Genomic DNA, 23,209 nt, shown 5'->3' with positions numbered 1-23,209 from the left:
ATGCGCACTGGACTGACCGTCTCGGCGGCGTGCCTGGCCGCCCTGGCGCTCCCGCTGTCCGCCGCCCCCGCGTCCGCCGCCGCGGATCCGCCGCCGCCCGACCGGATCGTCATCGACGTGCTGACCGTGAACGGGTCGGGCTGCCACGCCGGGACGGCCGCGGTCGCGACGGCGAGCGACAACACCTCGTTCACCGTCACCTACAGCGACTACCTGGCCCAGGCCGGCGGGAACTCCGACCCGACCGACTTCCGGAAGAACTGCCAGATCAACCTGGGCGTGCACGTCCCGCAAGGCTTCACCTACGCGATCGCCGGCGCCGACTACCGGGGCTTCGCGCACCTGGAGGCCGGGGCGAGCGGCATGGAGAAGGCGAACTACTACCACCAGGGCATGGCGCAGACGACGCCCGTCAGCCACACGATCCGCGGCGGCTACTCCGACAACTGGCAGTTCTCCGACCGGACGGACGTCTCCGAGCTGGTCTTCAAGCCGTGCGGCGAGGACCGCAACTTCAACATCAACACCGAGCTGCGGGTGTACAAGGGCACCTCGGACCCGTCCAGGACCAGCTTCATGACCTTCGACTCGACCGACGGCAGCGTCAAGACCACCTACCACTTCGCCTGGAAGAAGTGCCCCGCCTGACCGGAGCCCCGAACGCCGGGCCGCGTCCCCGACCCAGGGAGGGCGCGGCCCGTGCACATGCCGGGACCTGCGGCGAGGCGCGTCCGGGCCGGTGGAGATGAGGTTTTACAGTGGGGGTGACGCGAGGAAGGAATCTTCACCATGCCGTTGGCCCCCCGCCTGCCCGCACCGCCCGAGACGATGGAGCTTCTGGAGGAGTCCTACGCGAGGGTGCTGAGGCGCGATCCGGGCGAGCCGGAGTTCCACCAGGCCGTGCACGAGGTGCTGGAGTCCCTCGGCCCGGTGCTGGCCGCGCGGCCCGCGCTCGCCACCGCCAAGCTGGTCGAGCGGGTGATCGAGCCGGAGCGGCAGATCATGTTCCGCGTCCCCTGGCAGGACGACCGGGGCGAGATCCACGTCAACCGCGGCTTCCGCGTCGAGTACAACGGCGCGCTCGGGCCGTACAAGGGCGGGCTCCGCTTTCATCCCACCGTCAACCTCGGCATCGTCAAGTTCCTCGGCTTCGAGCAGATCTTCAAGAACGCGCTGACCGGGCTCGGCATCGGCGGCGGCAAGGGCGGCAGCGACTTCGACCCGCACGGCCGCTCCGACGAGGAGGTCATGCGGTTCTGCCAGTCGTTCATGACCGAGCTGCACCGCCACGTCGGCGAGCACACCGACGTCCCCGCCGGCGACATCGGCGTCGGCGCCCGCGAGATCGGCTACCTGTTCGGCCAGTACCGCCGCGTCACCAACCGGTGGGAGGCCGGGATGCTGACCGGCAAGGGCATGCTCTGGGGCGGGTCCGCCTGCCGGACGGAGGCGACCGGGTACGGCAACGTCATGTTCACGGCCGAGATGCTGCGGCACCGCGGCGAGGACCTGGACGGCCAGCAGATCGTCGTGTCCGGCTCCGGGAACGTCGCGATCTACACGATCGAGAAGGCGCAGCAGCTCGGCGCGAACGTGATCACGGTGTCCGACTCCGGCGGCTACGTGGTGGACGAGAAGGGCATCGACCTCGACCTGCTCAAGAAGGTCAAGGAGGTCGACCGCGGCCGGGTGGCGGACTACGCCGACCTGCGCGGCTCCTCGGCCCGGTTCGTGCCGGGCGGCCGGGTGTGGGACGTCCCCGCCGACATCGCGCTGCCGTCCGCGACGCAGAACGAGCTGGACGCCGACGCCGCCGCGCTCCTCGTCCGCAACGGCGTGAAGGCCGTGTCCGAGGGCGCGAACATGCCGGCGACGCCGGAGGCCGTGGCCGTGTTCCGGGAGGCGGGCGTCGCGTTCGGCCCGGGCAAGGCCGCCAACGCGGGCGGCGTCGCGGTCAGCGCGCTGGAGATGCGGCAGAACGCCAGCCGCGCCGCCTGGTCCTTCTCCCGGGTCGAGGAGGAGCTGTCGGCGATCATGACGGGCATCCACGCGACCTGCCACGAGACCGCCGAGCGCTACGGCGCCCCCGGCGACTACGTCGCCGGCGCCAACATCGCCGGCTTCGAGCGCGTCGCCGACGCCATGCTGGCCCAGGGCCTCGTCTGACCCGGCACCGCGCGTGACCCGGCACCGCGCGTGACCCGGCACCGCGCGTGACCCGGCACCGCGCGAGCGGCCGCCCGGCTAGGGTGGTCGAGAGGCTGCGATGTGGGGGTGTCGCACATGGGCTCCGTGGTGGACGCGGAGATCGAGCCGGTGGCCACCCGGCTGGAGGCGTGGCAGAGGGCGATCGACGGCATCCCCCTGGCGATGGAGGGGCGTCCCGAGAAGCGCGACTTCTCCGCCCGGCTCCTGCTCGGGACCCTCGGACCCGTGCACGTCGCGGAGATCGCCGCCCCGGCCGGCGAGTGCCGCCGGGGCCCGGAGCTGATCGCGCGGACGCGGCACGACCTCTACAACATCCACGTCCTGGTCTCCGGGCGGGTGACGGTCGAGCAGGCCGGGCGCACGGCGCGGCTGGAGCCGGGCGACGTCGTCCCGCTCGACTCCTGGCGCCCGCTGCGGTGCGTGACCGAGGGCAGCCGGCACATCGCGGTCGCGTTCCCCGCGGCGATGCTGCCGGTGCCGATGGAGTGCGCGGAGCGGTTCGCCGCCGTGCGGTTCCCCGGCGACCGCGGCGTCGCCGGGCTGCTGTCGGCGTTCGTCCGGGGGCTGCCGCGCCACCTCGACGACACCGAGGTGACGGGCAGCGGGCGGCTCGGCGCCCGGATCGTGGAGCTGCTCGCGACCGTCCTGGACGCGTGGGACGCGGCCGACCCGGACCCGCCGCTGCTCCGGCGGATCCACGCCCACATCGACGAGCGGCTCGCCGACCCGGGCCTGTCCCCGGCCTCGATCGCCGCGGCCCACCACATCTCCGTCCGGTACCTGCACAAGCTGTTCGAGGCGGAGCGGGTCACGGTGGCCGAGTGCGTGCGGCGGCGCCGGCTGGACCGGTGCCGCCGCGACCTGCTCGACCCCGCGCTGCGCGACCGCCCGGTCAGCGCGATCGCCGCCCGCTGGGGCTTCACCGACCCGGCCGTGTTCAGCCGGGTGTTCCGCGCCGCCTACGGGCTGCCGCCGGGGGAGTTCCGGCTGGCCGTGTCGGTCACATCCGGAGCGGCACCGCCTCGATGACGCCGAACGCGCCGGCGTCGTGGTCGACGTCGACCCGGGTGAGGTGCAGCCCGGCGCGGTTGAGCAGTTCCGCGTACTCGGCTCCGGTCCGCTGCCGGGCGCCCCGCGCCATGATCAGCATCTCGAGGTCGATCCACTTGGCGCGGGACGGCCGGATGTCGTCGGGCAGCACGGCCTCCAGCAGCAGCACCCGCCCGTTCGGGTTCATGGCGTCGCGGCAGTTCGCGAGGATTCGCACGGCGCTGCCGTCGTCCCAGTCGTGCACGATGTTGGACAGCACGTAGGCGTCCCCGCCGGACGGGACGGACTCGAAGAAGTCCCCGCCGATGTACTCGCACCGGTCGGCCACCCCGGCGTCCTCCGCGGCCCGGCCCGCGCCGTCGACGACGTGGGGCAGGTCGAACACCACCCCGTGCGCGTCCGGATCGGCGGCGAGGATCGCCGCGAGCAGGGCGCCGTGCCCGCCGCCCACGTCCACGATCTTCGAGCCGGGCTCGAACTCGCACGCCGCCACGACCGGCGCGATCACCAGGCCGGACACCGCGGTCATCGCGGCGTTCAGCACCTGGCCGTCGGCGGGGTGGTCGCGGAAGTGGTCGAACCCCATCGCGCCGTGCACGTGCTCGAAGGCCGGTTCGCCCGTCCGGACGGTGTGCGCCAGCGCCGTCCAGGCCTCCCGGTGGAACGGCCGCCCCGTCATGATCGCCCAGTCGCGGAGCGAGCCCGGGACGCCGGTGCCCAGCACGTCGCCGAGCGGGGTCGAGGCGAACCGGCGCCCCTCCAGCTCCCGGAACAGGTCCAGGTCGGAGAGCGCCCGCAGCAGCCGGTACAGCGCGTCCGCGTCCGCGCCGACGGTCCGAGCGATGTCGTCCACATGCCGCGGGCCGTCGGCCAGCGTGTCGGCCACGCCCAGTTCGGCGGCGACGCTGACGGCCTGGGACACCCAGGTCCGGGTGGTGAGGTCCATCATCTGTCCGATGAGTTCAGGATCCATAATCGTGCCTCCCCGTTGGTTTTCAGCCCGATTCTGCTGAGGGGACGCGCGGAGGTCCTTGGCACTGGGCGCACAACCATTGACGACCGGTGCACGGCAGGACCCCGGCGTTACCATGGACGTCCCGCCATCGTTGGGCTGTGCTCATGAGCGTCGTTTTCCAGGCCGAGGACGCGCCGGTCGCCTCGCGGCACGAGTACTGGCAGCACCTGATGCACCAGATGCTCGTGCCGATGGACCTCCGCCTGACCGAGCCCGGCTTCCGCGGCCGGGTCGTGGCGGGCGACGCGGGGGCGGCGCAGATCTTCGAGCTGTCCATCACCGCGGGCGAGGCGGTCCGCACGCCGCGGCTGATCCGCCGATCCGACCCGGGGCTGTGCAAGATCGACGTGAGCGTGGCGGGCGAGACGCTGATCGAGCAGGACGGCAGGCAGGCCATGCTCGCCCCGGGGGACTTCGCGTTCGTCGACCTGTCCCGTCCCGCCCGGTGGGTGAACACGGCCCCGGCCCGGGTCGTCGCCGTGAGCTTCCCGCGCGCGCTGCTGCCCCTGCGCCACCGGGACCTCGGCACGCTCACCGGCACCCGCGTCCCGGGCACCGGCGGGCCCGGCGCGCTGATCTCCTCGCTGGCCCGGCAGCTGCCCGGCCAGCTCGACGGCATGGGCGCCGCCGCGCACCGGCTGGGCGGCGCCGTCCTCGACCTGCTGACCGCGGTGTTCGCGGCCCGCCTCGACCGGCCCGGCGACGCCTCCCGGGACGCCCGGCACCGCGCCCTGCTCCTGCGCGTCCACGCCTACATCGACGCGCGGCTCGGCGACCCCGGGCTGACCCCCGGCCGTATCGCCGCGGCCCACCACATCTCCGTCCGGCACCTGTACACGCTGTTCGAGGCGCAGGGGACGAGCGTGGCCGAGTGGATCCGGCTCCGCAGGCTCGACCGCGCCCGCGCCGACCTGCTCGACCCGGCGCTGCGGGCCCGTCCGGTCAGCGCGATAGCCGCCCGCTGGGGCTTCCCGAACGCCGCGCACTTCAACCGGGTGTTCCGGGCCGTCCACGGCGAGCCGCCCGGCGAGTTCCGGGCGCGGACGGGGAACGGCCCCGCCGGCACGGTCACCGACCGCTGACCTCGGCGGAGCAGGCCCGCGTCCGCAACGGCAGGCGGGGGCCCGCGAGGAGGCCCCGACGCACTGGACATCTACCTCGAAATCCGGACGACCCTGCTCCCCGTCCGATCCGCCTTTCGGCAGGCCGTGCCCGTGTTTTCGGCAAGTCTGCACGGGCAGGGACCCGACCGTTGCTATGACGTGTCCTTGGACGACCGGGGGGTTTCTGAGATGACCGCGGGGTGGTACGGGCCCGAGGGGATGGACCCGTTCGAGGAGATGCTCGCCCGCTACTTCGGGGCGCGGGCGCAACGCCGCCCGATGGAGCGGATCAGCATCGCGCGGCTGATGAGCGAGCCGGCGCGCGAGCTGGTGCGCGACGCGGCCGCGCAGGCGGCGCAGTGGGGCAGCCACGACCTGGACACCGACCACCTGCTGTGGGCGGCGACGCGGCAGCAGGGCACGCGGCAGTGGATGGCGCGGGCGGGCGCCGACCCGGACAAGATCAGGCAGGAGATCGAGGGGCACGCGCGGCGCGGCGACCCGCGGGAGGTGCCGCCCGAGCTGACCCCGTCCGCCAAGCGGGCGCTGCTCGACTCGCACCAGGTGTCGCGCGCCCTCGGCTCGTCCTACATCGGGCCCGAGCACCTGCTGTTCGCGCTGGCGCTCGACCGCGGGTCCACCGCGGGCCGGATCCTCGACCACGAGCACGTCACGCCGGACTCGCTGCAGCAGGCGGCGGCGGGCGGCGGCCAGCCGCCCGGCGGGCCCGGCGGCGGGCAGCCGACCGGCACGCCCACGCTGGACGAGTTCGGCCGCGACCTGACCGCGCTCGCCCGGGAGGGCCGCGTGGATCCCGTCATCGGGCGCGAGGACGAGATCGAGGAGACCGTCGAGGTGCTGTCGCGGCGCACCAAGAACAACCCGGTGCTGATCGGCGACCCGGGCGTCGGCAAGACCGCGATCGCCGAGGGGCTCGCCCAGCGGATCGTGGACGACGACGTCCCGGAGACCCTGCGCGGCACGCGGCTCGTCCAGCTCGACCTCGGCGGCGTCGTCGCCGGCACCCGCTACCGCGGCGACTTCGAGGAGCGGCTGAAGAAGCTCGTGGACGAGATCCGCGAGCACGCCGACGAGCTGGTCGTGTTCATCGACGAGATCCACACGATCGTCGGCGCGGGCAGCGCGGAGGGCGCGATGTCGGCGGGCAACATGCTGAAGCCGCCGCTCTCGCGCGGCGAGCTGCACGTGGTCGGCGCCACCACCATCGACGAGTACCGCCGCAACATCGAGAAGGACGCCGCGCTCGAACGCCGGTTCCAGCCGATTCTCGTGCCGGAGCCGAGCGCCGACGACAGCATCGAGATCCTGCGCGGCCTGCGCGACCGGTACGAGGCGCACCACCAGGTGCGGTTCACCGACGAGGCGCTGGTCGCCGCCGTCGACCTGTCCAGCCGCTACCTCACCGACCGCTTCCTGCCGGACAAGGCGATCGACCTGATCGACCAGGCGGGCGCCCGCGTCCGGCTGCGGTCCGGGACGCGGGACGGCGGCCGCCGCGGGCTGGAGCAGCGCCTCGACCGGCGCCGCCGGGAGAAGGACCAGGCCGTCGCGGACGAGGACTACGAGAAGGCGTCCGAGCTGCGCGACGAGATCGGCCGGCTGGAGAAGGAGCTCGCGGAGACGCGCGAGAACGGCGGGCCCGCGGCCGTCCCCGAGGTGACCACGGAGGACATCGCCGAGGTCGTCTCCCGGATCTCCGGCGTGCCCGTCACCCAGCTCACCCAGGCCGAGCGGGAGCGCCTCGTCGAGCTGGAGGAGCACCTGCACCAGCGCGTCGTCGGGCAGGAGGACGCGGTGGCGGCGGTGGCGCGGGCCGTCCGGCGGTCCCGCGCGGGGATGGGCGACCCGGACCGCCCGATCGGCGGGTTCCTGTTCCTCGGCCCGACCGGCGTCGGCAAGACCGAGCTGGCGAAGGCGCTGGCCGAGGCGCTGTTCGGCAGCCGCGACCGGCTGCTGCGGTTCGACATGAGCGAGTTCCAGGAGCGGCACACGGTCAGCCGCCTGATGGGCGCGCCGCCCGGGTACGTCGGCTACGAGGAGGCGGGCCAGCTCACCGACGCCGTCCGCCGGCAGCCGTACTCGGTGATCCTGCTGGACGAGATCGAGAAGGCGCACCAGGACGTGTTCAACGTCCTGTTGCAGCTGCTCGACGACGGCCGGCTCACCGACGCGCAGGGCCGGACCGTCGACTTCCGCAACACCGTCGTGATCATGACGAGCAACCTCGGCTCGGAGCTGATCACCGGCACGACCGAGATCGGGTTCGGCTCGTCCGACGGCGCGGGCTCCGGGCTGAGCGACCGGATCATGCGGCGGCTGCGCGAGTCGTTCCGGCCCGAGTTCCTCAACCGGATCGACGAGATCATCGTCTTCCGGCGGCTGGAGGCCGGGCAGCTCCGCCAGATCACCGACCTGCTCCTGGACGAGACGCGCCGCCGCCTCCGCGCGCAGGACGTCACGGTGACCTTCACCCCGGAGGCGGTGGACCTGCTCGCCGAGCGCGGCTACCAGCCCGAGTTCGGCGCCCGCCCCCTCCGCCGCACGATCCAGCGCGAGGTGGACGACGAGCTGTCCGATCTCCTGCTCGCGGGGGACCTCCGGCACGGCGCGCACGTGGAGGTGTCGGCGGTGAACGGCGGCCTCCAGTTCGACGTGACCACCGCGCCCGACGTCAGGTAAGGGATATAGTCCTTCTGTAACACTTACAGGAGGATCGGGTGCACATCCCACTCACCGACTACACACCCGGCATCGAGCTGGCGAACGAGCTGGTCAGCACGTCGCCGACCGTCCGCGGCTCGGAGGCGCTCCCCGACGCCGAGGCCCTCGCGGCCCTGCTGGCGGGGCACGGCCTCCGGCCGTCCGCCGACGACGTCTTCCCGGTCCAACTCCTGCGCCGCGAGGTCCGCGGGATCATCGAGACCGAGACCGCGGAGCAGGCGGCGGCGGGCGCCGCCGTGCTGACCCGCCGCGCCGGCCGCGCGCCGGTCCTGCGCCACGACCCGTCCGGGCGGTGGCGGTGGCACGTCCCGACCGCACCGGACGCGCCCCTCGCCGACCAGCTCGCCGCGATCATCGGCGTCGCGCTGGCCGGGGTCGTCCGGGCCCTCGGGCACGAGCGCTTCCGTGCCTGCGCCGCCCCCGGCTGCCGGGGCGTGTTCGCCGACGCCAGCCGTGCCGGACGGCGCCGCTACTGCATGCCCGAGCGGTGCGGCAACCGCCTCAACGTCGCCAACCACCGCGCCCGCCGCCGGGAGGTGACCCGATGACGCTCACCGGCGCCATCCGCCTTCCGGACGGCACCCCGATCCGGGGCCGCGGCCTGCGCGACCCCCTGCCGGACGGGCCGCTCCCCGAGTTCGGCCTCTACCTGGGCTCCGGCCGCCTCCGCCGCAGGCACGGGCCGCACGTGCGCTGGCCGTCCGCCTGGATCGTCTGGCCCGACTTCCTGCTTCCCCGGGACCGCGACGACGCCGTCCGGCAGATCCGGGCCCTGCACGAGAAGGCCCGCTCGGGCGCCGCCGAGGTCGCCTGCGGCGGCGGCGTCGGACGCACCGGGACCGTCATCGCCTGCCTGGCCGTCCTGTCCGGCCTGGACCCGTCCGAGGCCGTCGCGTGGACGCGCGAGCACCACCACCCGCGGGCCGTGGAGACCCCGTGGCAGCGCCGCTGGGTGACGGCCTTCCCGCCGCCCGCCTAGCCGAGGATCAGCGCCGCGCCGTGCTCGCCGATCATCATGCTCGGGGCGTTGGTGTTCCCCCCGATGATGCTCGGCATGATCGACGCGTCCGCCACGCGGAGCCCCTCGACGCCGCGCACCCGCAGCGCCGGATCGACCACGGCCCGCTCGTCGGTCCCCATCCGGCACGAGCCGACCGGGTGGTACACGGTCGTGGCGCGGTTCGGCAGCTCCTTCGCCATCGCGGCGCGGTCGGGGAACTCCGGGCCCGGCGACAGCTCCTCCTTGACGTCCCCGGCGATGACCTTGTTGCCCATCACCTCGCGGACCAGCTCGATGCCGTCCAGCAGCAGCCGGGCGTCGTCCGGGTCGGACAGGTAGCCCGGGTCGATGACCGGCGCGGCCAGCGGGTCGGCCGACGCCAGCCGGACCGTGCCGCGGCTCCTGGGGTAGATCAGCGTCGGCATGACCGTGAGCGCGGGCCGCTTGTCGACGGCGTGCCGGACGGGCGCGTCCTGGTTCGGGAACGGGTACGACCACGGCAGCGCGTGCAGCTGGATGTCGGGGACGTCCCCGGCCCGGCCGCTGCGCACGAACCCGACCGCCTCGAAGACCGACCGGGCCACCCACGTCCCGCCCCGCGTCCACTCCTTGACGACGCCCCGGGCGAAGTAGGGCGCCGTGCCCTTGTTGCGGGCGCTGTCCATGACGAACGTCATCGGCACGAACATGTGGTCGTGCAGGTTGTCCCCGACCGGCAGGTCGGCGCGCACCTCGATGCCGTGCTCGCGCAGGTGCGCCGCCGGACCCACCCCGGACAGCATCAGCAGGTGCGGCGAGCCGAACGCCCCGGCCGCCAGCACCACCTCCCTGGACGCCCGGACCGTCCCCTTCCCCTTCTTGGTGACGACCTCGACGCCCGTCGCGCGCCCCTTCTCGATCACCACGCGGGTCACGGTCACGCCGGTCAGCACGGTCAGGTTCGCCAGGCCGTGGTCGTCCAGGTAGCCGACGGACGAGCTGTAGCGCAGCCCCTTGTCGACGCTCTGCTGGAAGATCCCGACACCCTCCTGCTCGGCGCCGTTGTAGTCGTCGTTCCGCTTCACGCCCGCGGTGTCGGCGACCGCCTCGATGAACGCCTGCGACGCCGGCGTGAGGTCCTTCTGCCGCGTCACCTGGATGGGCCCGCCCGCGCCGCGCAGGTCGGTGGCGCCGTCCTCCCAGTTCTCCAGCCGCTTGTAGCTGCCGAGCACGTCGTCGAAGGCCCAGCCCTCGCACCCTTCGGCAGCCCAGTCGTCGTAGTTCTTGCGGTGCCCCCGCACGAACAGCATCCCGTTGATCGACCCCGACCCGCCGAGGACGCGCCCCCGCACCTGCGGGATCTTCCGGTCGAGCGCGTTCTCCTGCGGCGAGCTGTAGAACCCCCAGTCCAGCCGCTTCTTGAGCTGCGGGACGTTGTGGAACACGGCGATCAGCCCGGGCTTGCGCACCAGCGGCGTCCGGTCCGGCCCGCCCGCCTCGACCAGCACGACGCTCGCCCCGGACTCCGCCAGCCGCCTGGCCAGCACGCACCCGGCGCTCCCGGCCCCCACCACCACGTAATCAGCGCTCTGCTCCATGACGTCCTCTCAGCGGCCATCGCGTCACGCCGCGACCGTTCACGAGGGCCCGCGCCCGGCCCGGTCGGTACCGCCGTTCGAGCCGGACGCGGGCGTCCCGCCAGGTCGGGCGGCAAAGCGTCCGCCGATCGTAAGAGGGCCCCAGACCTCGGTCGACCCGAGTCCCGATGACCGGAACGGCTCGCCGGGCACCGGCTCGGCAGGACAGCGGACTCGCCGTGCCCGGGGTGGCCCGGCGCCGTGAGCGCCGCCCTTCCAGGAATGTCGACAATGATCGCCATAATGGCGCGACGGACATTTGCGATAGCAAAAATTGTGTCTGGTGACACTGATCGGAAAATCTCTCCGCTCGGTGATCAATCCAGAACGCGTTGTCACGGTGTGGCCAGTTTGTAGATTGTCGACAATGGGTATTTGCGAGTCAATGCGGGGTGAAACCGTCGTTCGTCCCCTCTAGTCACCGGCGACACTTGGGGCTGACCATGGAGCTTGAGCGCCTGCTCAATGTCCGTCCACTGAAGATCGTCAGGGACGCCGGCGCGACGATCAGGTCCATCGCTCTCTTCGCGACTCTGCTGCTGGCCGGCGGCGGCTATCTGACCTATCTCGTGAGCGCGCGCTTCGATGACACAAAGGTCCTCGCCGGAACGGCGGTCGCTGAGTTCGGCCTGCTGCTCCTCGCCGCCGCCTGTTTCAGGTACTACAGCGTCCACTATTGCGATCCGGCGCCCTATGAGATCCTCCGTATCGAGGGCCTACTGATCATCGAACCGGTCGGCGGATATCATCGCTACACGAATACCCGACGCCAAACGATCAAAGTGCTGCGCGACAACGTACGGCTGGTGGAACACCGGTCCCACTTCACCGGTCGCGGTTCCCGGGGAAAGAATTCGATCGAGTCGTTGATACCGGGGCACGACCTCTTCGTGGCGCGCGCCGCGGAAGAGGACGGCGGCAGGAGGCTGTGGATCTACCCCGGAAGACCGCTTTTCAGGGGAGATGTCGAAGAGGTCGGAATTCGACAGGTCTTCGAAGACAATATCGAGACCATGAAGCCCTACTACCGCAAGGGTGGCAATAGGTTCAAGACCAGGGAGATATCGATCGCCATAAGGTTCGTGCTGGCTGAGGATCCTCTGAAGATCGACGGCCTGGTCTGGAATAACGGAACGACCTACCACAAGAGGCGTGAAGTGGGGACGATCGCCCCGGTGCGGACGGTCGACCGCTTGGCCGGCACGGTCGAGTATCAGATCTCCGTGCCCAGGGCAAAGCCGCATCATGCTTACGGCTTCAGGTGGGTTTGGCCGGACGGCAGCTTTCAGAAGCGGGTCAAGTGAGCGGCCTGTTTCATTGAAAGTCGGCGGCCCATCCTTCGGCCGTGATTCAATGATCGCATGGAAGATGACTGAACACGCATAAGATGCGACTTCAAGTGATGGGCGTCCAGATTTTCTTCTGGGCGCCCACTGGCTTCCTAGGGTGCCGAAGCGGCGACCATGTCTCCCGTGTGGGCACTGCTCGTCCGGGCCGCCGCGTCCGGCGTCGGCCTGCTCACCACCTGCCGTTTCCGTGAGGCGCACCGGATCGCCACCGAGTAAGTCAGCCTGCTGCCCGCGAAGCCGCGCGACGTCCCCTCCCGGCACTGAAGTTCGCCGATGCGTTCCACGTGCGGCGTCCCGCGCCTCCGGCCGTCTCCACGAAGGCCGGGGAGGAGCTGGCCGCCGCCGTGGTGGTTCGGGGCCGCGTCGGCGCACGTCATGAGTGTGACCGCACGCTCCTTCTCCTGCACGGACCGTGCCTGGGCTGTGGGGGTTTTGGCGGATGGTGCCGATGGATTGCTCGGGTGGACGGGTAATGCTGCCAATCTTCTTGGCCGGATGCGGCTGGTTCGGGTCCTAGCCTGCGCTGGTCTTGTCGGGGTGGATCGGGCGGTGCGGCGGTGGTCTTGCCCGCCATCCGCGGGGGAGTTACCGTTCCACCAATTCGATAGGAAAGTTTCCTATCCGATGGAGCCGCCATGCCCCGCTCCCCGCCGCCCGCTCCCCGCCGCCCGCTCCCCTCGCGGCCGCTCCCCGCCGCGCCGAACGACAGACCACCCCAGCACGCAAGGACCCCCCGCTATGAAGAAATCAAGGCGCAGGCTCGCCGCTCTCGCGGCCGGCCTCGGAATCGCTCCCCTCGTCGCGGTCGTGCTGCCGGCGACCGCCGCCTACGCGCACGGCTACGTGTCGGCGCCGCTGAGCAGGCAGGCCCAGTGCGCCCAGAAGATCGTCCAGTGCGGTGACATCCAGTGGGAGCCGCAGAGCGTCGAAGGGCCGAAGGGCCTGACGAGCTGCAGCGGCGGCAACGCGCGGTTCGCCGAGCTCGACGACGACGGCAAGGGCTGGCAGGCGGCCGCCGTCGGCCGCCAGGTCACCTTCACCTGGACGTTCACCGCCCGGCACCGCACCACCAACTTCGAGTACTACGTCGGCGGCCGGAAGGTCGCCGACATCGACGGCGGCGACCAGCAGCCCCCGGCGACCGTGTCGCACCCGGTCGACCTCGGCGGGGTCTCCGGACGGCAGAAGGTGCTCGCCGTCTGGAACGTCGCCGACACCCCCAACGCGTTCTACGCGTGCGTCGACCTCCAGGTGCAGTGATGGCGCGCCAGAGGGTGAGGCGCGCGCTGATCGGCGTCGTGGCGCTCATGGTGGCCGCGCTGTCGGCCGTCCTGCCGACGGCGTCCGCGGCGAGCGCGGCCGCGTTCGTGGTCAGCGAGGCCCAGTTCAACCAGATGTTCCCGAACCGCAACGCGTTCTACAGCTACGGCGGGCTGACCGCGGCGATGGACGCGTTCCCCGGGTTCGCCAACACCGGCAATGACACGGTGAAGAAGCAGGAGGCGGCGGCCTTCCTCGCCAACGTCAGCCATGAGACGGGCGGGCTCGTCCACATCGTCGAGCAGAACACCGGCAACTACCCGCACTACTGCGACGCGAGCCAGCCCTACGGCTGCCCCGCCGGGCAGGCCGCCTACTACGGGCGCGGCCCCATCCAGCTGAGCTGGAACTTCAACTACAAGGCGGCGGGCGATGCCCTCGGCATCGGCCTGCTGAACAACCCGTGGCTGGTGGAGCAGGACTCCGCGGTGGCCTGGAAGACCGGGCTCTGGTACTGGATGACCCAGCGTGGTCCCGGCACCATGACCGGGCACGACGCCATGGTCAACGGCCGCGGGTTCGGCGAGACGATCCGCAGCATCAACGGCAGCCTGGAATGCGACGGCCGCAACCCGGCCCAGGTGCAGAGCCGGGTGAACGCCTACCAGAGGATGACCCAGATCCTCGGTGTCCCCGCCGGTGACAACCTGACCTGCTGACGCGGGCACCGGCCCACCACCCCGGCGGAAGGCCGCCATCTTCCGCCGGGGTGGTGTCACGCGTCGTAGTCGACGGTCAGCTCCGGCGTGGCCGGGACGGACTGGCAGGTGAGGACGTACCCGGCGTCCACCTCGGCCGGGTCGAGCGCGAAGTTGCGGCGCATGTCGGCCGCGCCCTCGACGACCCGCGCGCGGCACGTCCCGCACACGCCGCCCTTGCAGGCGAACGGCAGGTCGGGGCGGACCCGCTGCGCCGAGTCGAGGACGGTCGCGTCCCGCGGCTGCGTCAGCGTGGTGGAGCGCCCGTCCAGGACGATGGTGACCTCGCTGGCCGGGCCGGACGGCGCGGACCGCGTGCGGTTCGGCTCGGGCGGCACCTCGTCCACGTGGAAGAGCTCCTGGTGGACGCGCTCGCGCGGCACCCCGAAGCCCCGCAGGACGTCCCGCGCGTCGGTGACCATGCCGAACGGCCCGCACAGCCACCAGTGGCCGACGTCGGCGACGGGGACGAGGAGCGGCAGGAGGGCGCGCAGCCGGTCCGCGTTCAGCCTGCCGCTGAACAGCTCGGCCTCGCGGGGTTCCTGGGACAGGACGTGCACCAGCTCGAACCGGTCCGGGTGGGCGTCCTTCAGGTCGGCGAGCTCGTCGGCGAACATGACGGTCCCGCTGCGCCGGTTGCCGTAGAGCACGGTGACGCGGGCGGCGGGGTCGGCGAGGGCGGACGCGGCGATGGACATCACCGGGGTGATCCCGGAGCCGGCGGCGATCAGCACGTGGTGCTCGGCCCCGGGGGCGTCGAGCACGAACGTGCCGGATGGCGGCAGGACCTCGACGACATCGCCCGCCCGCACCTCGTGGACCAGCCAGGACGAGAACAGCCCGTCCGGGATCTCCCGGACCCCGATGCGCGGCGCCGCCCCGGCGGGGGCGCAGATCGAGTAGGAGCGGCGTTCCTCCCGGCCGTCCAGGACGCGGCGGAGCGTGAGGAACTGGCCGGGCCGGAACGCGTACGCGTCCGCCAGCTCCGGCGGGACGTCGAAGGTGACCGCGACCGCGTCGTCGCAGAGCGGCTCGACGTCCGCGACGCGCAGCGAGTGGAAGCCGGCGCGGCGCGGTGCGACCTCGGTGAGCGTCACGGCTCAGATCTCCTTGAAGTGCTCGAACGGCTCGTGGCAGGCGTCGCAGCGCCGCAGCGACTTGCAGGCCGTGGACCCGAACCGGGACAGCTCGACCGTGTCGGCGGACCCGCAGCGGGGGCAGGCGACCCGCCGGGTCGGGCCCAGCGCGAGCGGGATCGGGCCGGACGCGCGGCGCGGCGCGGGGCCGGGCGGCGAGACCCCGGCGGCGGCCAGCTTCCGGCGGCCCGGCCCGCTGATCCAGTCGGTCGTCCACGGCGGGTCGAGCACGGTGCGGATCCGGACCTCGGCGTACCCGGCCTCGGCGAGCCGGTTCCGCAGGTCGTCGCGCATCGCGTCCAGGGCCGGGCAGCCGGTGTAGGTGGGGGTGATCGTCACCTCGACGCGGCCGGGCCCCTCGGTGACCTCGCGCAGCACGCCGAGCTCGGCGAGCGTGACCATCGGCAGCTCGGGATCGGTGACGGTCTCGGCGACCGCGCGGGCGCTCACCATTCCGCCCCCGGATGCTCGCGGGCCAGCCCCTGCAGCTCGGCGAGCAGGGCGGTCATCGCGGCGGGGTGCTCGCCGTCGCGCCCGGCCACGCGGGGCGGTACGGGGTCGGGACGCCGGAGCGTCGCCGCCGCCAGCACCTCGTCGAGCACCGCGTCGAACTCCGCGCGGACGGCGGACGGGTCGACCCCCGCGCCCGCGGCGGCCATCCGCCGCTCGATCTCGTGGACGCCGAACAGCTCGCCCGTGTGCGGCCACACCTCGTCCACCGCACGCTGCGCGCGCTCGTGGGAGAGGCCGGTGCCGTCGCCGAGCCTGATCGTCCACAGCGCGGCGTGGTCGCGGTGGTAGGCGACCTCCTTCACGCTCTTCGCGGCGATCGCGGCGAGAACCTGGTCGCCGGACGCGGTGAGCCGGTCCAGCAGCGCCAGCCGCCATGTCGCGAACAGCAGCAGCCGGACGGTCGACTGCGCGAAGTCGCCGTTCGGCAGCGCGGTGAGGCCGACGTTGCGGAACTCGGGCGCGTCCCGGAAGTAGGCGAAGTCGTCCTCGCCCCGGCCCTTGTCCTCGGCGGCGGCGGCCCGGGCCAGCAACAGCCGGGCCTGGCCGAGCAGGTCCAGCGCGATGTTGGCGAGCGCGACCTCCTCCTCCAGCTCGGGCGCGTGCGTGCACCACTCCTGGAGCCGGTGCGACATGATCAGCGCGTCGTCGCCGAGCATCAGGCAGTAGGCGGCGAGGTCGCCCGGGTCCAGGCCGTCCGGGACGGAGGCGTCGATCCCGGCGAGCGGGTCGTGGAACCCGGTCCCGAACGCCCAGCGGGGGTCGCCGTCGTCCTGGGTCAGCGCGTGGAACGGGTTGTCCGCGTCGAACGGGTCGTGGAGGGCCATCGGAGCCTCACATGTGCGGGACGTCGTCGGGGATCTCGTAGAACGTCGGGTGCCTATAGACCTTGTCGCCGCTCGGGTCGAAGAACGCGTCCTTCTCGTCCGGGCTGGACGCGGTGATGTCCCGCGCCTTGACCACCCAGATGCTCACGCCCTCGTTCCGCCGTGTGTACAGGTCGCGGGCATTGCGCAGCGCCATCGTGTCGTCGGCGGCGCGCAGCGACCCGACGTGCACGTGGTTCAGGCCCCGCTTGCCCCGGACGAACACCTCGTACAGCGGCCAGTCCTTCTCCATCAGGACGCCTCCCTCCCGACCGGTCGCCCGGCATTGCGCGCGGCCTGCTTGGCGGCGTGCGCGGCGGCGGCCTCGCGGACCCAGGCGCCGTCCTCGTGGGCGGCCTTGCGCACCGCGATCCGCTCCGCGTTGCAAGGGCCGTCGCCGCTGATGACGCGCTTCAGCTCGGACCAGTCGATCTCGCCGAAGTCGTGGTGGCCGCGCTCCTCGTTCCACGTCAGGTCCGGGTCGGGGAGCGTGACGCCGAGCGCCTCGGCCTGCGGGACGGTCATGTCCACGAACCGCTGCCGCAGCTCGTCGTTGGTGTGCCGTTTGATCTTCCAGGCCATGGACTGCGCGGTGTGCGTCGAGTCGGCGTCGGGCGGGCCGAACATCATCAGGGACGGCCACCACCAGCGGTTCACGGCGTCCTGCACCATCTCCCGCTGGGCCGGCGTGCCGCGCATCAGCGTCATCAGCAGCTCGTAGCCCTGCCGCTGGTGGAACGACTCCTCCTTGCAGATCCGGATCATCGCCCGCCCGTAGGGGCCGTAGGAGCTGCGGCACAGCGGCACCTGGTTGCAGATCGCGGCGCCGTCCACCAGCCAGCCGATCACCCCGACGTCGGCGAACGTCAGCGTCGGGTAGTTGAAGATCGACGAGTACTTCTGCCGGCCGGAGACCAGCCGCTCGGTCAGGTCGGTGCGGTCGGCGCCGAGCGTCTCGGCCGCCGAGTACAGGTACAGGCCGTGGCCCGCCTCGTCCTGCACCTTGGCGAGCAGGATCGCCTTGCGGCGCAGCGACGGCGCGCGGGTGATCCAGATGCCCTCCGGCTGCATCCCGATGATCTCGGAGTGGGCGTGCTGGGCGATCTGCCGGACCATCGTGGACCGGTACTTCTCGGGCATCCAGTCGCGCGGCTCGATGCGCTGGTCGCGGTCGATCGTCCGCTCGAACTGCTCCAGCGTCATCCGCCCTCCCGTGAATTACCGACCGTCCGTTCAGTCAGTATTTTAGCTCGGTACCGGCCCGCGGGGAAGGGCGCGCACCCCCGGACGCTGCGATAATGACCGCCGTGACCAACGAGGGCGGCAGGCGGGCGAACCGGCGCGGCCGGCCGGGCTACGACAAGGAGTCGCTGCTGCGGGTCGCCGTCACGGTGTTCAACGAGCGCGGCTACGACGGCACCAGCATGGACGACCTGGCGAAGCGGCTCGGCATCAGCAAGTCCGCGATCTACCACCACGTCGCCGGCAAGGACGAGCTGCTCCAGCTCGCCGTGGACCGCGCGCTCGACGGGCTCTTCGCCGCCGCCGCCGAGGCCGTGGCCCGGCCGGGCCGCGCGATCGACCGGCTGGAGCACCTCGTGCGCGCCAGTGTCGCCGTCCTCGTCGCCGAGCAGCCGTTCGTGACGCTGCTGCTGCGGGTGCGCGGCAACACCGCCGTCGAGAAGCGGGCGCTGGCCCGCCGCCGCGAGTTCGACCACCTCGTCTCCGGGCTCGTCGCGGAGGCCGAGGCCGACGGCGACATCCGCCCCGACGTCGACCCGCCGATCGCGGCCCGGCTGCTGTTCGGCCTCGTCAACTCGCTGATCGAGTGGTACCGGCCGCGCGGCGGGGCGGGCGCCGGCGAGATCGCCGACGCGCTCTGCAAGGTCGCGTTCGACGGCCTGCGCCGCCGCCCCGCTGGTGACGCTACAGATTCGTGACGAGGACCTCGGGACGCTCCACGCAGTCGGCGACGAAGCGCAGGAATCCCCCGGCGACGCCGCCGTCGCACACCCGGTGGTCGAAGGTGAACGACAGTTGCGTCACCTTGCGGAGCCGGACCTTCCCCTTGTGGCCCCAGGGCTTCTCGACGATCCGCCCGACGCCGAGCATCGCCGCCTCGGGATGGTTGATGATCGGGGTCGAGCCGTCCACGCCGAACACGCCGTAGTTGTTGAGCGTGAACGTGCCGCCGGTCAGGTCGGACGGAGCCAGCCGCCCCTCCCGGGCGCCGTCCGTCCGCTCCCGGAGGGCGGCGGCGAGCTCGGCCAGCGTCATCGCGTGCGCGTCGCGGACGACCGGGACCACCAGACCGCGGTCGGTCTGCGCCGCGAACCCCAGATGGACCTCCGGCACCCGGACGATCTCCTGCCGCTCGACGTCCACGTAGGCGTTGAGCTCGGGATGGCGCTTCAGCCCGGCCAGGCAGATCCGGGCGAACAGGGCCAGCATCCCCACCCGCGCGCCGGAGCGCTGGATGTCCTTCCTGAGCTTGACCAGGCGGGTCGCGTCCACGTCGACCCACGTGGTCGCGTCCGGGATCTCGCGGCGGCTGCGGGACAGCCGCTCCGCCGCCGTCCGGCGCGCGCCCTTCAGCGGGACGCGCACCACGCCGTCCCCGTCCTCGGGCTCGCCGGGACGCGCCGCGATCGCGGTCTCGACGTCCCGCCGCAGCACGACCCCGCCGGGCCCGCTGGGCGTCAGCGCCCCGACGTCGATGCCGTTGTCCAGCGCCAACCGCCGCACCACGGGCGAGATGACCCGGGGGGCCTCGCCGCGGGCGGGCATGTCAGCGGCCATGTCAGCGGGCAGGGCTGTCCGCGCGGATTCCGGCCGCGCCACCCGGCGCCGGGACCGCCGCGGCTCCCGCGTCCCGTACCCGACCAGCACGTTCCCGGACCCGGCCCGCTCCTCCTCCCGGTACCGGGCCGCCGCCGCGCCCTCGGCGGTGATCGCGATGAGCGGGGCGCCGACCTCCACCACGGTCCCGGCCTCGGCGTACAGTTCCGCGACCGTGCCCGCGAGGGGGACGGGGACGTCGACGGCCGCCTTGGCGGTCTCGACCTCGACGATGCTCTGGTCGACGGTCACCGTGTCGCCGACCTTCACCTTCCATTCCAGGATCTCGGCCTCGGTGAGCCCTTCGCCCAGATCGGGAAGCCGGAAGACCGTCGCCTCGCTCATCGGGCACCGTCCAGGAACCGCGTGTCGGGACGGTCGTCGCGCTGGAGGCGGTCGAGCGCGTCGAGGATCCGGTCGGTGCTCGGCAGGTGATGGTGCTCCAGCATGGGCGGCGGGTACGGGATGTCGAACCCCGTCACCCGCAGCACCGGCGCCTCCAGGCTGTGGAAGCAGCGCTCCTGCACCCGGGCGGCGATCTCCGCGGCGACGCCCCCGAACCCCGCGGCCTCGCCGACCACCACGCAGCGCCCCGTCCGGCGGACGGACGCGGCCACGGTCGCGTCGTCGAACGGGACGATCGTCCGCAGGTCGATGACCTCCAGGTCCCAGTCCTCCGCGGCGGCGGCGGCGCCGGCGGCCTCCAGCGCGACCGGCACGGTCGGCCCGTAGGCGACGACCGTCGCGTCGCGGCCGGGGCGGCGGACGGCGGCGCGGCCGAACGGCTCCGTCCGGTCGAGCCGCTCGACGTCCGACTTCGACCAGTACAGCTTTTTCGGCTCCATGAAGACGACCGGGTCGGGGTCGTCGATCGCCTCCCGCAGCAGCGAGTAGGCGTCCTCGACGGTGGCCGGCGTGACGACCTTCAACCCCGGCGTGTGCGCGTAGTAGGCCTCGCTGGAATCGCAGTGGTGCTCCACGCCGCCGATCCCGCCCGCGTAGGGGACGCGGATGACGAGCGGCAGCGCGACCTTCCCGCGCGTACGGTTCCGCATCTTCGCCACGTGCGACACGATCTGCTCGAACGCCGGGTAGGCGAACGCGTCGAACTGCATCTCGACGACGGGCCGGAACCCGCCCATCGCCATGCCGACCGCGAACCCGACGATGCCGGACTCGGCGAGCGGGGTGTCGAAGCAGCGGTCGCCGCCGAACTTCGCGGCGAGCCCGTCGGTGACGCGGAAGACGCCGCCGAGCGCGCCGACGTCCTCGCCGAACACCACGACCCGCTCGTCCCCGTCGAGGGCGTCCCGCAGCGCGGTGTTGAGCGCCTGGGCCATCGTGATCACGACAGCGCCTCCTCGGCCTCGATCTCGGCCCGCAGCTGCGCGCGCTGCTCGTCCAGCTGCGGGGTCGGCGTGCCGTAGACGTGGTCGAACAGCCCCATGGGGGCGAGGTCCGGGTCCGCGTTCATGCGGGTGCGCAGCCGCTCGGCGAACTCCTCCGCCTCGGCGGCCGACGCGGCGACGTCGGTGTCGGTGAGGTGCCCGCGGCGCCGCAGGTACGTCTCCAGCCGGGCGATCGGGTCGCGCCGCCGCCACTCCTCGGCCTCCGCGTCCGGCCGGTACCGGGACGCGTCGTCGGCGTTGGTGTGCGCTTCGAGCCGGTACGTGTGCGCCTCGACCAGGAACGGCCCGCCGCCCGACCGGGCGTGCTCGACGGCCGCGGCGAGGACGGCGAGCACCGCGACCGGGTCGTTGCCGTCCACCCGCTCGGAGCGCACGCCGTACCCGATCCCCTTGTAGGCCAGGGAAGGTGCGGCGGTCTGCCGGTCGAGCGGAACCGAGATGGCGTACTGGTTGTTCTGCACCAGGAAGACGACGGGCGCCTTGAACACGGCCGCGAAGTTGAGCGCCTCGTGGAAGTCGCCCTCGCTGGTGGCGCCGTCGCCGACGCAGGCCAGCGCGACCCGTCCCGTCCCCTTGCGCCGCTCCGCGTAAGCGAGGCCGGCCGCGTGGACGGTCTGGGTCGCGAGCGGCGTGCACTGCGGCGCCGTGCGGTGGGCGCCGGGGTCGTAGCCGCAGTGCGCGTCGCCCCTGAGCAGCGAGAGCACCTCGACGGGGTCGATGCCGCGGGACACCAGCGCGACCGACTCCCGGTAGGTGGGGAAGAACCAGTCGCCGTCCTCCAGCGCGAGCACGGCCCCGACCTGGCAGGCCTCCTGCCCGTGGCTGGACGGGTACACCGCCAGCCGGCCCTGCTTCGTCAGCGCGGACGCCTGCGCGTCGAACCGCCGTCCGACGACCATCGCCCGGTGCGCCCGGCGCAGCAGCTCCGGATCCGGCACCGGGTAGCGCTGCCGCCCGCGCACCGCCGCGCCGCCGTCGGTCAGGAACCGCACGGGCTCCGCCGAGGGCAGCAGCTCCTCCACCCGGCCCGCCATACGCCCCCACCTCCGCACTCGATCGGTGCTAGGAATATGAACCAGACCGGACATAAGACTCAATAGACGGCATAAATCCAGGACGTACGGCCCAGTAACGGAGCTCGGATGAACCATCTGTCGCCCGCGGCCCCGCCGCCCGCCGGGCCCGCCGGACGATCGGCGGCGCCCCTCGACGGCGTCGACCGCGCCATCCTCCGCGAGCTCCAGGCGGACGGCCGGCTGTCCATGCGCGCCCTCGCCGAGCGGGTCAGCGTCTCCCGCTCCAGCGCCCACGCCCGGGTGGAACGGCTGATCGCCGACGGCGTGATCACCGGCTTCGGCGCCCGGGTGGACCCGGTCCGCGCCGGCCTCGGGACGGCGGCCTACGTGCTGGTCACCATCGAGCAGAACTCCTGGCGCCACGTGTCGGCCCGGCTCCGGGAGGTCCCCGGCATCGAGCACCTGGCCTTCGTCGGCGGGGACGTCGACCTCGTCATGCTGGTCCGCACGGCCGACAACGCCTCGCTGCGCGACATCGTCCTGGCCCGCGTGCACGCCCTCGAAGGGGTTCGCTCCACCCGGACCTGGCTCATCTTCGACGAGACCCAGGTGCACCGCACCGAGGACGGCGCCGAGGCGCCGGGAACCTGAACGCCCGAAAGGCGGGTTGACGGGCGGCGGGCGCGTCCCTACGTTCGGCTGAAAGCGCTTTCTCCACGGGCCGGAGCCGAGAGGAGTATCGGTGAACGGATCCCGGCGGGCGTTATGGGAGCGCTCTCCTGATGCCGCCAGCAGCGAGTTCCACGGGTTCTTCGAGCGGCACCACCGCGAGCTCGCGCGGCTGGCCTACCTGCTGCTGGGCGATCCGGACGGCGCCGACGACCTCGCGGCCGACGCCCTGGCCGCCGCGTGGCAGCGGTGGGACCGGGTGCGGGCCGCCGACCAGCCGCTCGCCTACGTGCGCCGGATGGTCGTCAACATGTCGAGGAGCCGGATCAGGGCCCTCGTCCGGGAGCGCGACACGCTGGAGCGGATGCGGGCGGTCGCCGGGGAGCACGTCCCGCCACCGGACGTCCCCGCGGCCGTGGACGTCCGGGCGGCGCTGCGGCGGCTGCCGCGGCGCAAGCGCGCCTGCGTGGTCCTGCGGCTCGCCTTCGACCTGTCCGAGAAGGACACCGCCCGCTGCCTCGGCGTCACGGTCGGCACCGTGAAGAGCCAGACCGCCAAGGGCGTCGCCGAGCTGGTGAGGCAGCTGGCGGACCGGCCGCCGGAGCGGCGCGGCAACCTTCCGGGCGCGGCCGGCGACTAGTGGGAAAAGGCTTTCCCGCCCCCC

General features: G+C 72.6%; 23 protein-coding genes. 13 read left to right on the top strand and 10 right to left on the bottom strand.

All coding sequences use genetic code 11. The annotated features are described in order from the left end of the window. The 3 genes from BM339_RS15330 to BM339_RS15320 all read left to right on the top strand — a co-directional run bounded on the left by BM339_RS15330 (nucleotide 1) and on the right by BM339_RS15320 (nucleotide 3,237). The gene (locus BM339_RS15330; protein ID WP_021599994.1) at nucleotides 1–648 is read left to right on the top strand and encodes a DUF4360 domain-containing protein; all 648 of its coding nucleotides are present in this window, start codon (nucleotides 1–3) and stop codon (nucleotides 646–648) included. Nucleotides 649–828: 180 nt separating this feature from the next. Next, on the top strand, nucleotides 829–2,166 hold the full coding sequence (gene gdhA, locus BM339_RS15325; protein ID WP_052357314.1) for an NADP-specific glutamate dehydrogenase: 1,338 nt from the start codon (nucleotides 829–831) through the stop codon (nucleotides 2,164–2,166). 117 nt (nucleotides 2,167–2,283) lie between these two features. Further along, complete coding sequence (locus tag BM339_RS15320; protein WP_021599934.1) at nucleotides 2,284–3,237, top strand: AraC-like ligand-binding domain-containing protein; 954 nt, start codon at nucleotides 2,284–2,286, stop codon at nucleotides 3,235–3,237. On the opposite strand, the gene BM339_RS15315 is transcribed toward BM339_RS15320, so the two are convergent. Beyond that, a complete protein-coding gene (locus tag BM339_RS15315; RefSeq protein WP_075021241.1) occupies nucleotides 3,209–4,231 on the bottom strand; it encodes a methyltransferase in 1,023 nt (340 codons plus the stop codon). The genes BM339_RS15320 and BM339_RS15315 overlap by 29 nt on opposite strands. Nucleotides 4,232–4,377: 146 nt before the next feature. Here BM339_RS15315 and BM339_RS15310 point away from each other — a divergent pair, with 146 nt between their 5' ends. From BM339_RS15310 to BM339_RS15295, 4 genes are all read left to right on the top strand, one after another. Beyond that, nucleotides 4,378–5,355 (top strand): helix-turn-helix domain-containing protein, encoded by a 978-nt coding sequence (locus tag BM339_RS15310; RefSeq protein ID WP_075021240.1) that lies wholly within the window; start codon nucleotides 4,378–4,380, stop codon nucleotides 5,353–5,355. A gap of 210 nt (nucleotides 5,356–5,565) precedes the next feature. Then, complete coding sequence (locus tag BM339_RS15305; protein WP_075021239.1) at nucleotides 5,566–8,076, top strand: ATP-dependent Clp protease ATP-binding subunit; 2,511 nt, start codon at nucleotides 5,566–5,568, stop codon at nucleotides 8,074–8,076. Nucleotides 8,077–8,114: 38 nt separating this feature from the next. Then, nucleotides 8,115–8,666: a CGNR zinc finger domain-containing protein gene (locus BM339_RS15300; protein WP_075021238.1), complete on the top strand. Its 552-nt coding sequence runs from the start codon at nucleotides 8,115–8,117 to the stop codon at nucleotides 8,664–8,666. After that, on the top strand, nucleotides 8,663–9,097 hold the full coding sequence (locus BM339_RS15295) for a phosphatase domain-containing protein (protein WP_021598547.1): 435 nt from the start codon (nucleotides 8,663–8,665) through the stop codon (nucleotides 9,095–9,097). The genes BM339_RS15300 and BM339_RS15295 overlap by 4 nt, the downstream gene beginning before the upstream one ends. On the opposite strand, the gene BM339_RS15290 is transcribed toward BM339_RS15295, so the two are convergent. After that, the gene (locus BM339_RS15290) at nucleotides 9,094–10,695 is read right to left on the bottom strand and encodes a GMC family oxidoreductase (protein ID WP_021598548.1); all 1,602 of its coding nucleotides are present in this window, start codon (nucleotides 10,693–10,695) and stop codon (nucleotides 9,094–9,096) included. The two genes, BM339_RS15295 and BM339_RS15290, sit on opposite strands and share 4 nt — an antisense overlap. Before the next feature lie 482 nt (nucleotides 10,696–11,177). On the opposite strand from BM339_RS15290, the gene BM339_RS15285 reads away from it, so the two are divergent. From BM339_RS15285 to BM339_RS15275, 3 genes are all read left to right on the top strand, one after another. Then, nucleotides 11,178–12,038 carry a hypothetical protein gene (locus BM339_RS15285; protein ID WP_143118427.1) on the top strand — a complete coding sequence of 287 codons (861 nt, stop codon included), beginning with the start codon at nucleotides 11,178–11,180 and terminating at the stop codon, nucleotides 12,036–12,038. Between the two features lie 783 nt (nucleotides 12,039–12,821). Next, on the top strand, nucleotides 12,822–13,343 hold the full coding sequence (locus tag BM339_RS15280; protein ID WP_021598550.1) for a lytic polysaccharide monooxygenase auxiliary activity family 9 protein: 522 nt from the start codon (nucleotides 12,822–12,824) through the stop codon (nucleotides 13,341–13,343). Beyond that, nucleotides 13,343–14,062, top strand: a complete 720-nt coding sequence (locus tag BM339_RS15275; protein WP_075021236.1) for a chitinase — start codon at nucleotides 13,343–13,345, stop codon at nucleotides 14,060–14,062. Before BM339_RS15280 ends, BM339_RS15275 begins: the two co-directional genes overlap by 1 nt. A 56-nt stretch (nucleotides 14,063–14,118) precedes the next feature. On the opposite strand, the gene paaE is transcribed toward BM339_RS15275, so the two are convergent. Genes paaE through paaA form a run of 5 tightly spaced genes read right to left on the bottom strand, consistent with a single transcriptional unit; the run spans nucleotide 14,119 to nucleotide 17,816 of the window. Beyond that, nucleotides 14,119–15,198: a 1,2-phenylacetyl-CoA epoxidase subunit PaaE gene (paaE, locus tag BM339_RS15270; protein WP_075021235.1), complete on the bottom strand. Its 1,080-nt coding sequence runs from the start codon at nucleotides 15,196–15,198 to the stop codon at nucleotides 14,119–14,121. 3 nt (nucleotides 15,199–15,201) lie between these two features. Continuing rightward, entirely contained in the window at nucleotides 15,202–15,690 is a 489-nt protein-coding gene (gene paaD, locus BM339_RS15265; protein ID WP_024934526.1) for a 1,2-phenylacetyl-CoA epoxidase subunit PaaD, read from the bottom strand. Then, complete coding sequence (paaC, locus tag BM339_RS15260; protein ID WP_075021234.1) at nucleotides 15,684–16,574, bottom strand: 1,2-phenylacetyl-CoA epoxidase subunit PaaC; 891 nt, start codon at nucleotides 16,572–16,574, stop codon at nucleotides 15,684–15,686. Before paaC ends, paaD begins: the two co-directional genes overlap by 7 nt. Before the next feature lie 7 nt (nucleotides 16,575–16,581). Continuing rightward, the gene (gene paaB, locus BM339_RS15255) at nucleotides 16,582–16,866 is read right to left on the bottom strand and encodes a 1,2-phenylacetyl-CoA epoxidase subunit PaaB (protein ID WP_021596849.1); all 285 of its coding nucleotides are present in this window, start codon (nucleotides 16,864–16,866) and stop codon (nucleotides 16,582–16,584) included. After that, a complete protein-coding gene (gene paaA / locus BM339_RS15250) occupies nucleotides 16,866–17,816 on the bottom strand; it encodes a 1,2-phenylacetyl-CoA epoxidase subunit PaaA (protein ID WP_021596850.1) in 951 nt (316 codons plus the stop codon). The genes paaB and paaA overlap by 1 nt, the downstream gene beginning before the upstream one ends. A gap of 95 nt (nucleotides 17,817–17,911) precedes the next feature. Here paaA and BM339_RS15245 point away from each other — a divergent pair, with 95 nt between their 5' ends. After that, nucleotides 17,912–18,553: a TetR/AcrR family transcriptional regulator gene (locus BM339_RS15245; protein WP_021596851.1), complete on the top strand. Its 642-nt coding sequence runs from the start codon at nucleotides 17,912–17,914 to the stop codon at nucleotides 18,551–18,553. On the opposite strand, the gene BM339_RS15240 is transcribed toward BM339_RS15245, so the two are convergent. From BM339_RS15240 to pdhA, 3 genes are read right to left on the bottom strand one after another with little or no spacing between them, the layout of a single operon-like run. Then, entirely contained in the window at nucleotides 18,540–19,796 is a 1,257-nt protein-coding gene (locus tag BM339_RS15240) for a dihydrolipoamide acetyltransferase family protein (RefSeq protein WP_075021233.1), read from the bottom strand. The two genes, BM339_RS15245 and BM339_RS15240, sit on opposite strands and share 14 nt — an antisense overlap. Next, nucleotides 19,793–20,791, bottom strand: a complete 999-nt coding sequence (locus BM339_RS15235) for an alpha-ketoacid dehydrogenase subunit beta (protein ID WP_075021361.1) — start codon at nucleotides 20,789–20,791, stop codon at nucleotides 19,793–19,795. Before BM339_RS15235 ends, BM339_RS15240 begins: the two co-directional genes overlap by 4 nt. A gap of 5 nt (nucleotides 20,792–20,796) precedes the next feature. Further along, nucleotides 20,797–21,894 carry a pyruvate dehydrogenase (acetyl-transferring) E1 component subunit alpha gene (gene pdhA / locus BM339_RS15230; RefSeq protein ID WP_143118426.1) on the bottom strand — a complete coding sequence of 366 codons (1,098 nt, stop codon included), beginning with the start codon at nucleotides 21,892–21,894 and terminating at the stop codon, nucleotides 20,797–20,799. Between the two features lie 108 nt (nucleotides 21,895–22,002). Here pdhA and BM339_RS15225 point away from each other — a divergent pair, with 108 nt between their 5' ends. Together BM339_RS15225 and BM339_RS15220 are read left to right on the top strand one after the other, a co-directional pair. After that, entirely contained in the window at nucleotides 22,003–22,527 is a 525-nt protein-coding gene (locus BM339_RS15225) for an Lrp/AsnC family transcriptional regulator (RefSeq protein ID WP_021596855.1), read from the top strand. Nucleotides 22,528–22,618: 91 nt separating this feature from the next. Further along, nucleotides 22,619–23,185, top strand: a complete 567-nt coding sequence (locus BM339_RS15220) for a SigE family RNA polymerase sigma factor (protein ID WP_075021232.1) — start codon at nucleotides 22,619–22,621, stop codon at nucleotides 23,183–23,185. The last annotated feature ends 24 nt before the right edge of the window (nucleotides 23,186–23,209 follow it).

The sequence above is a fragment of the Actinomadura madurae genome (assembly GCF_900115095.1).
Taxonomy (GTDB): domain Bacteria; phylum Actinomycetota; class Actinomycetes; order Streptosporangiales; family Streptosporangiaceae; genus Spirillospora; species Spirillospora madurae.
This window is presented reverse-complemented; position numbering and strand designations above follow the sequence as displayed.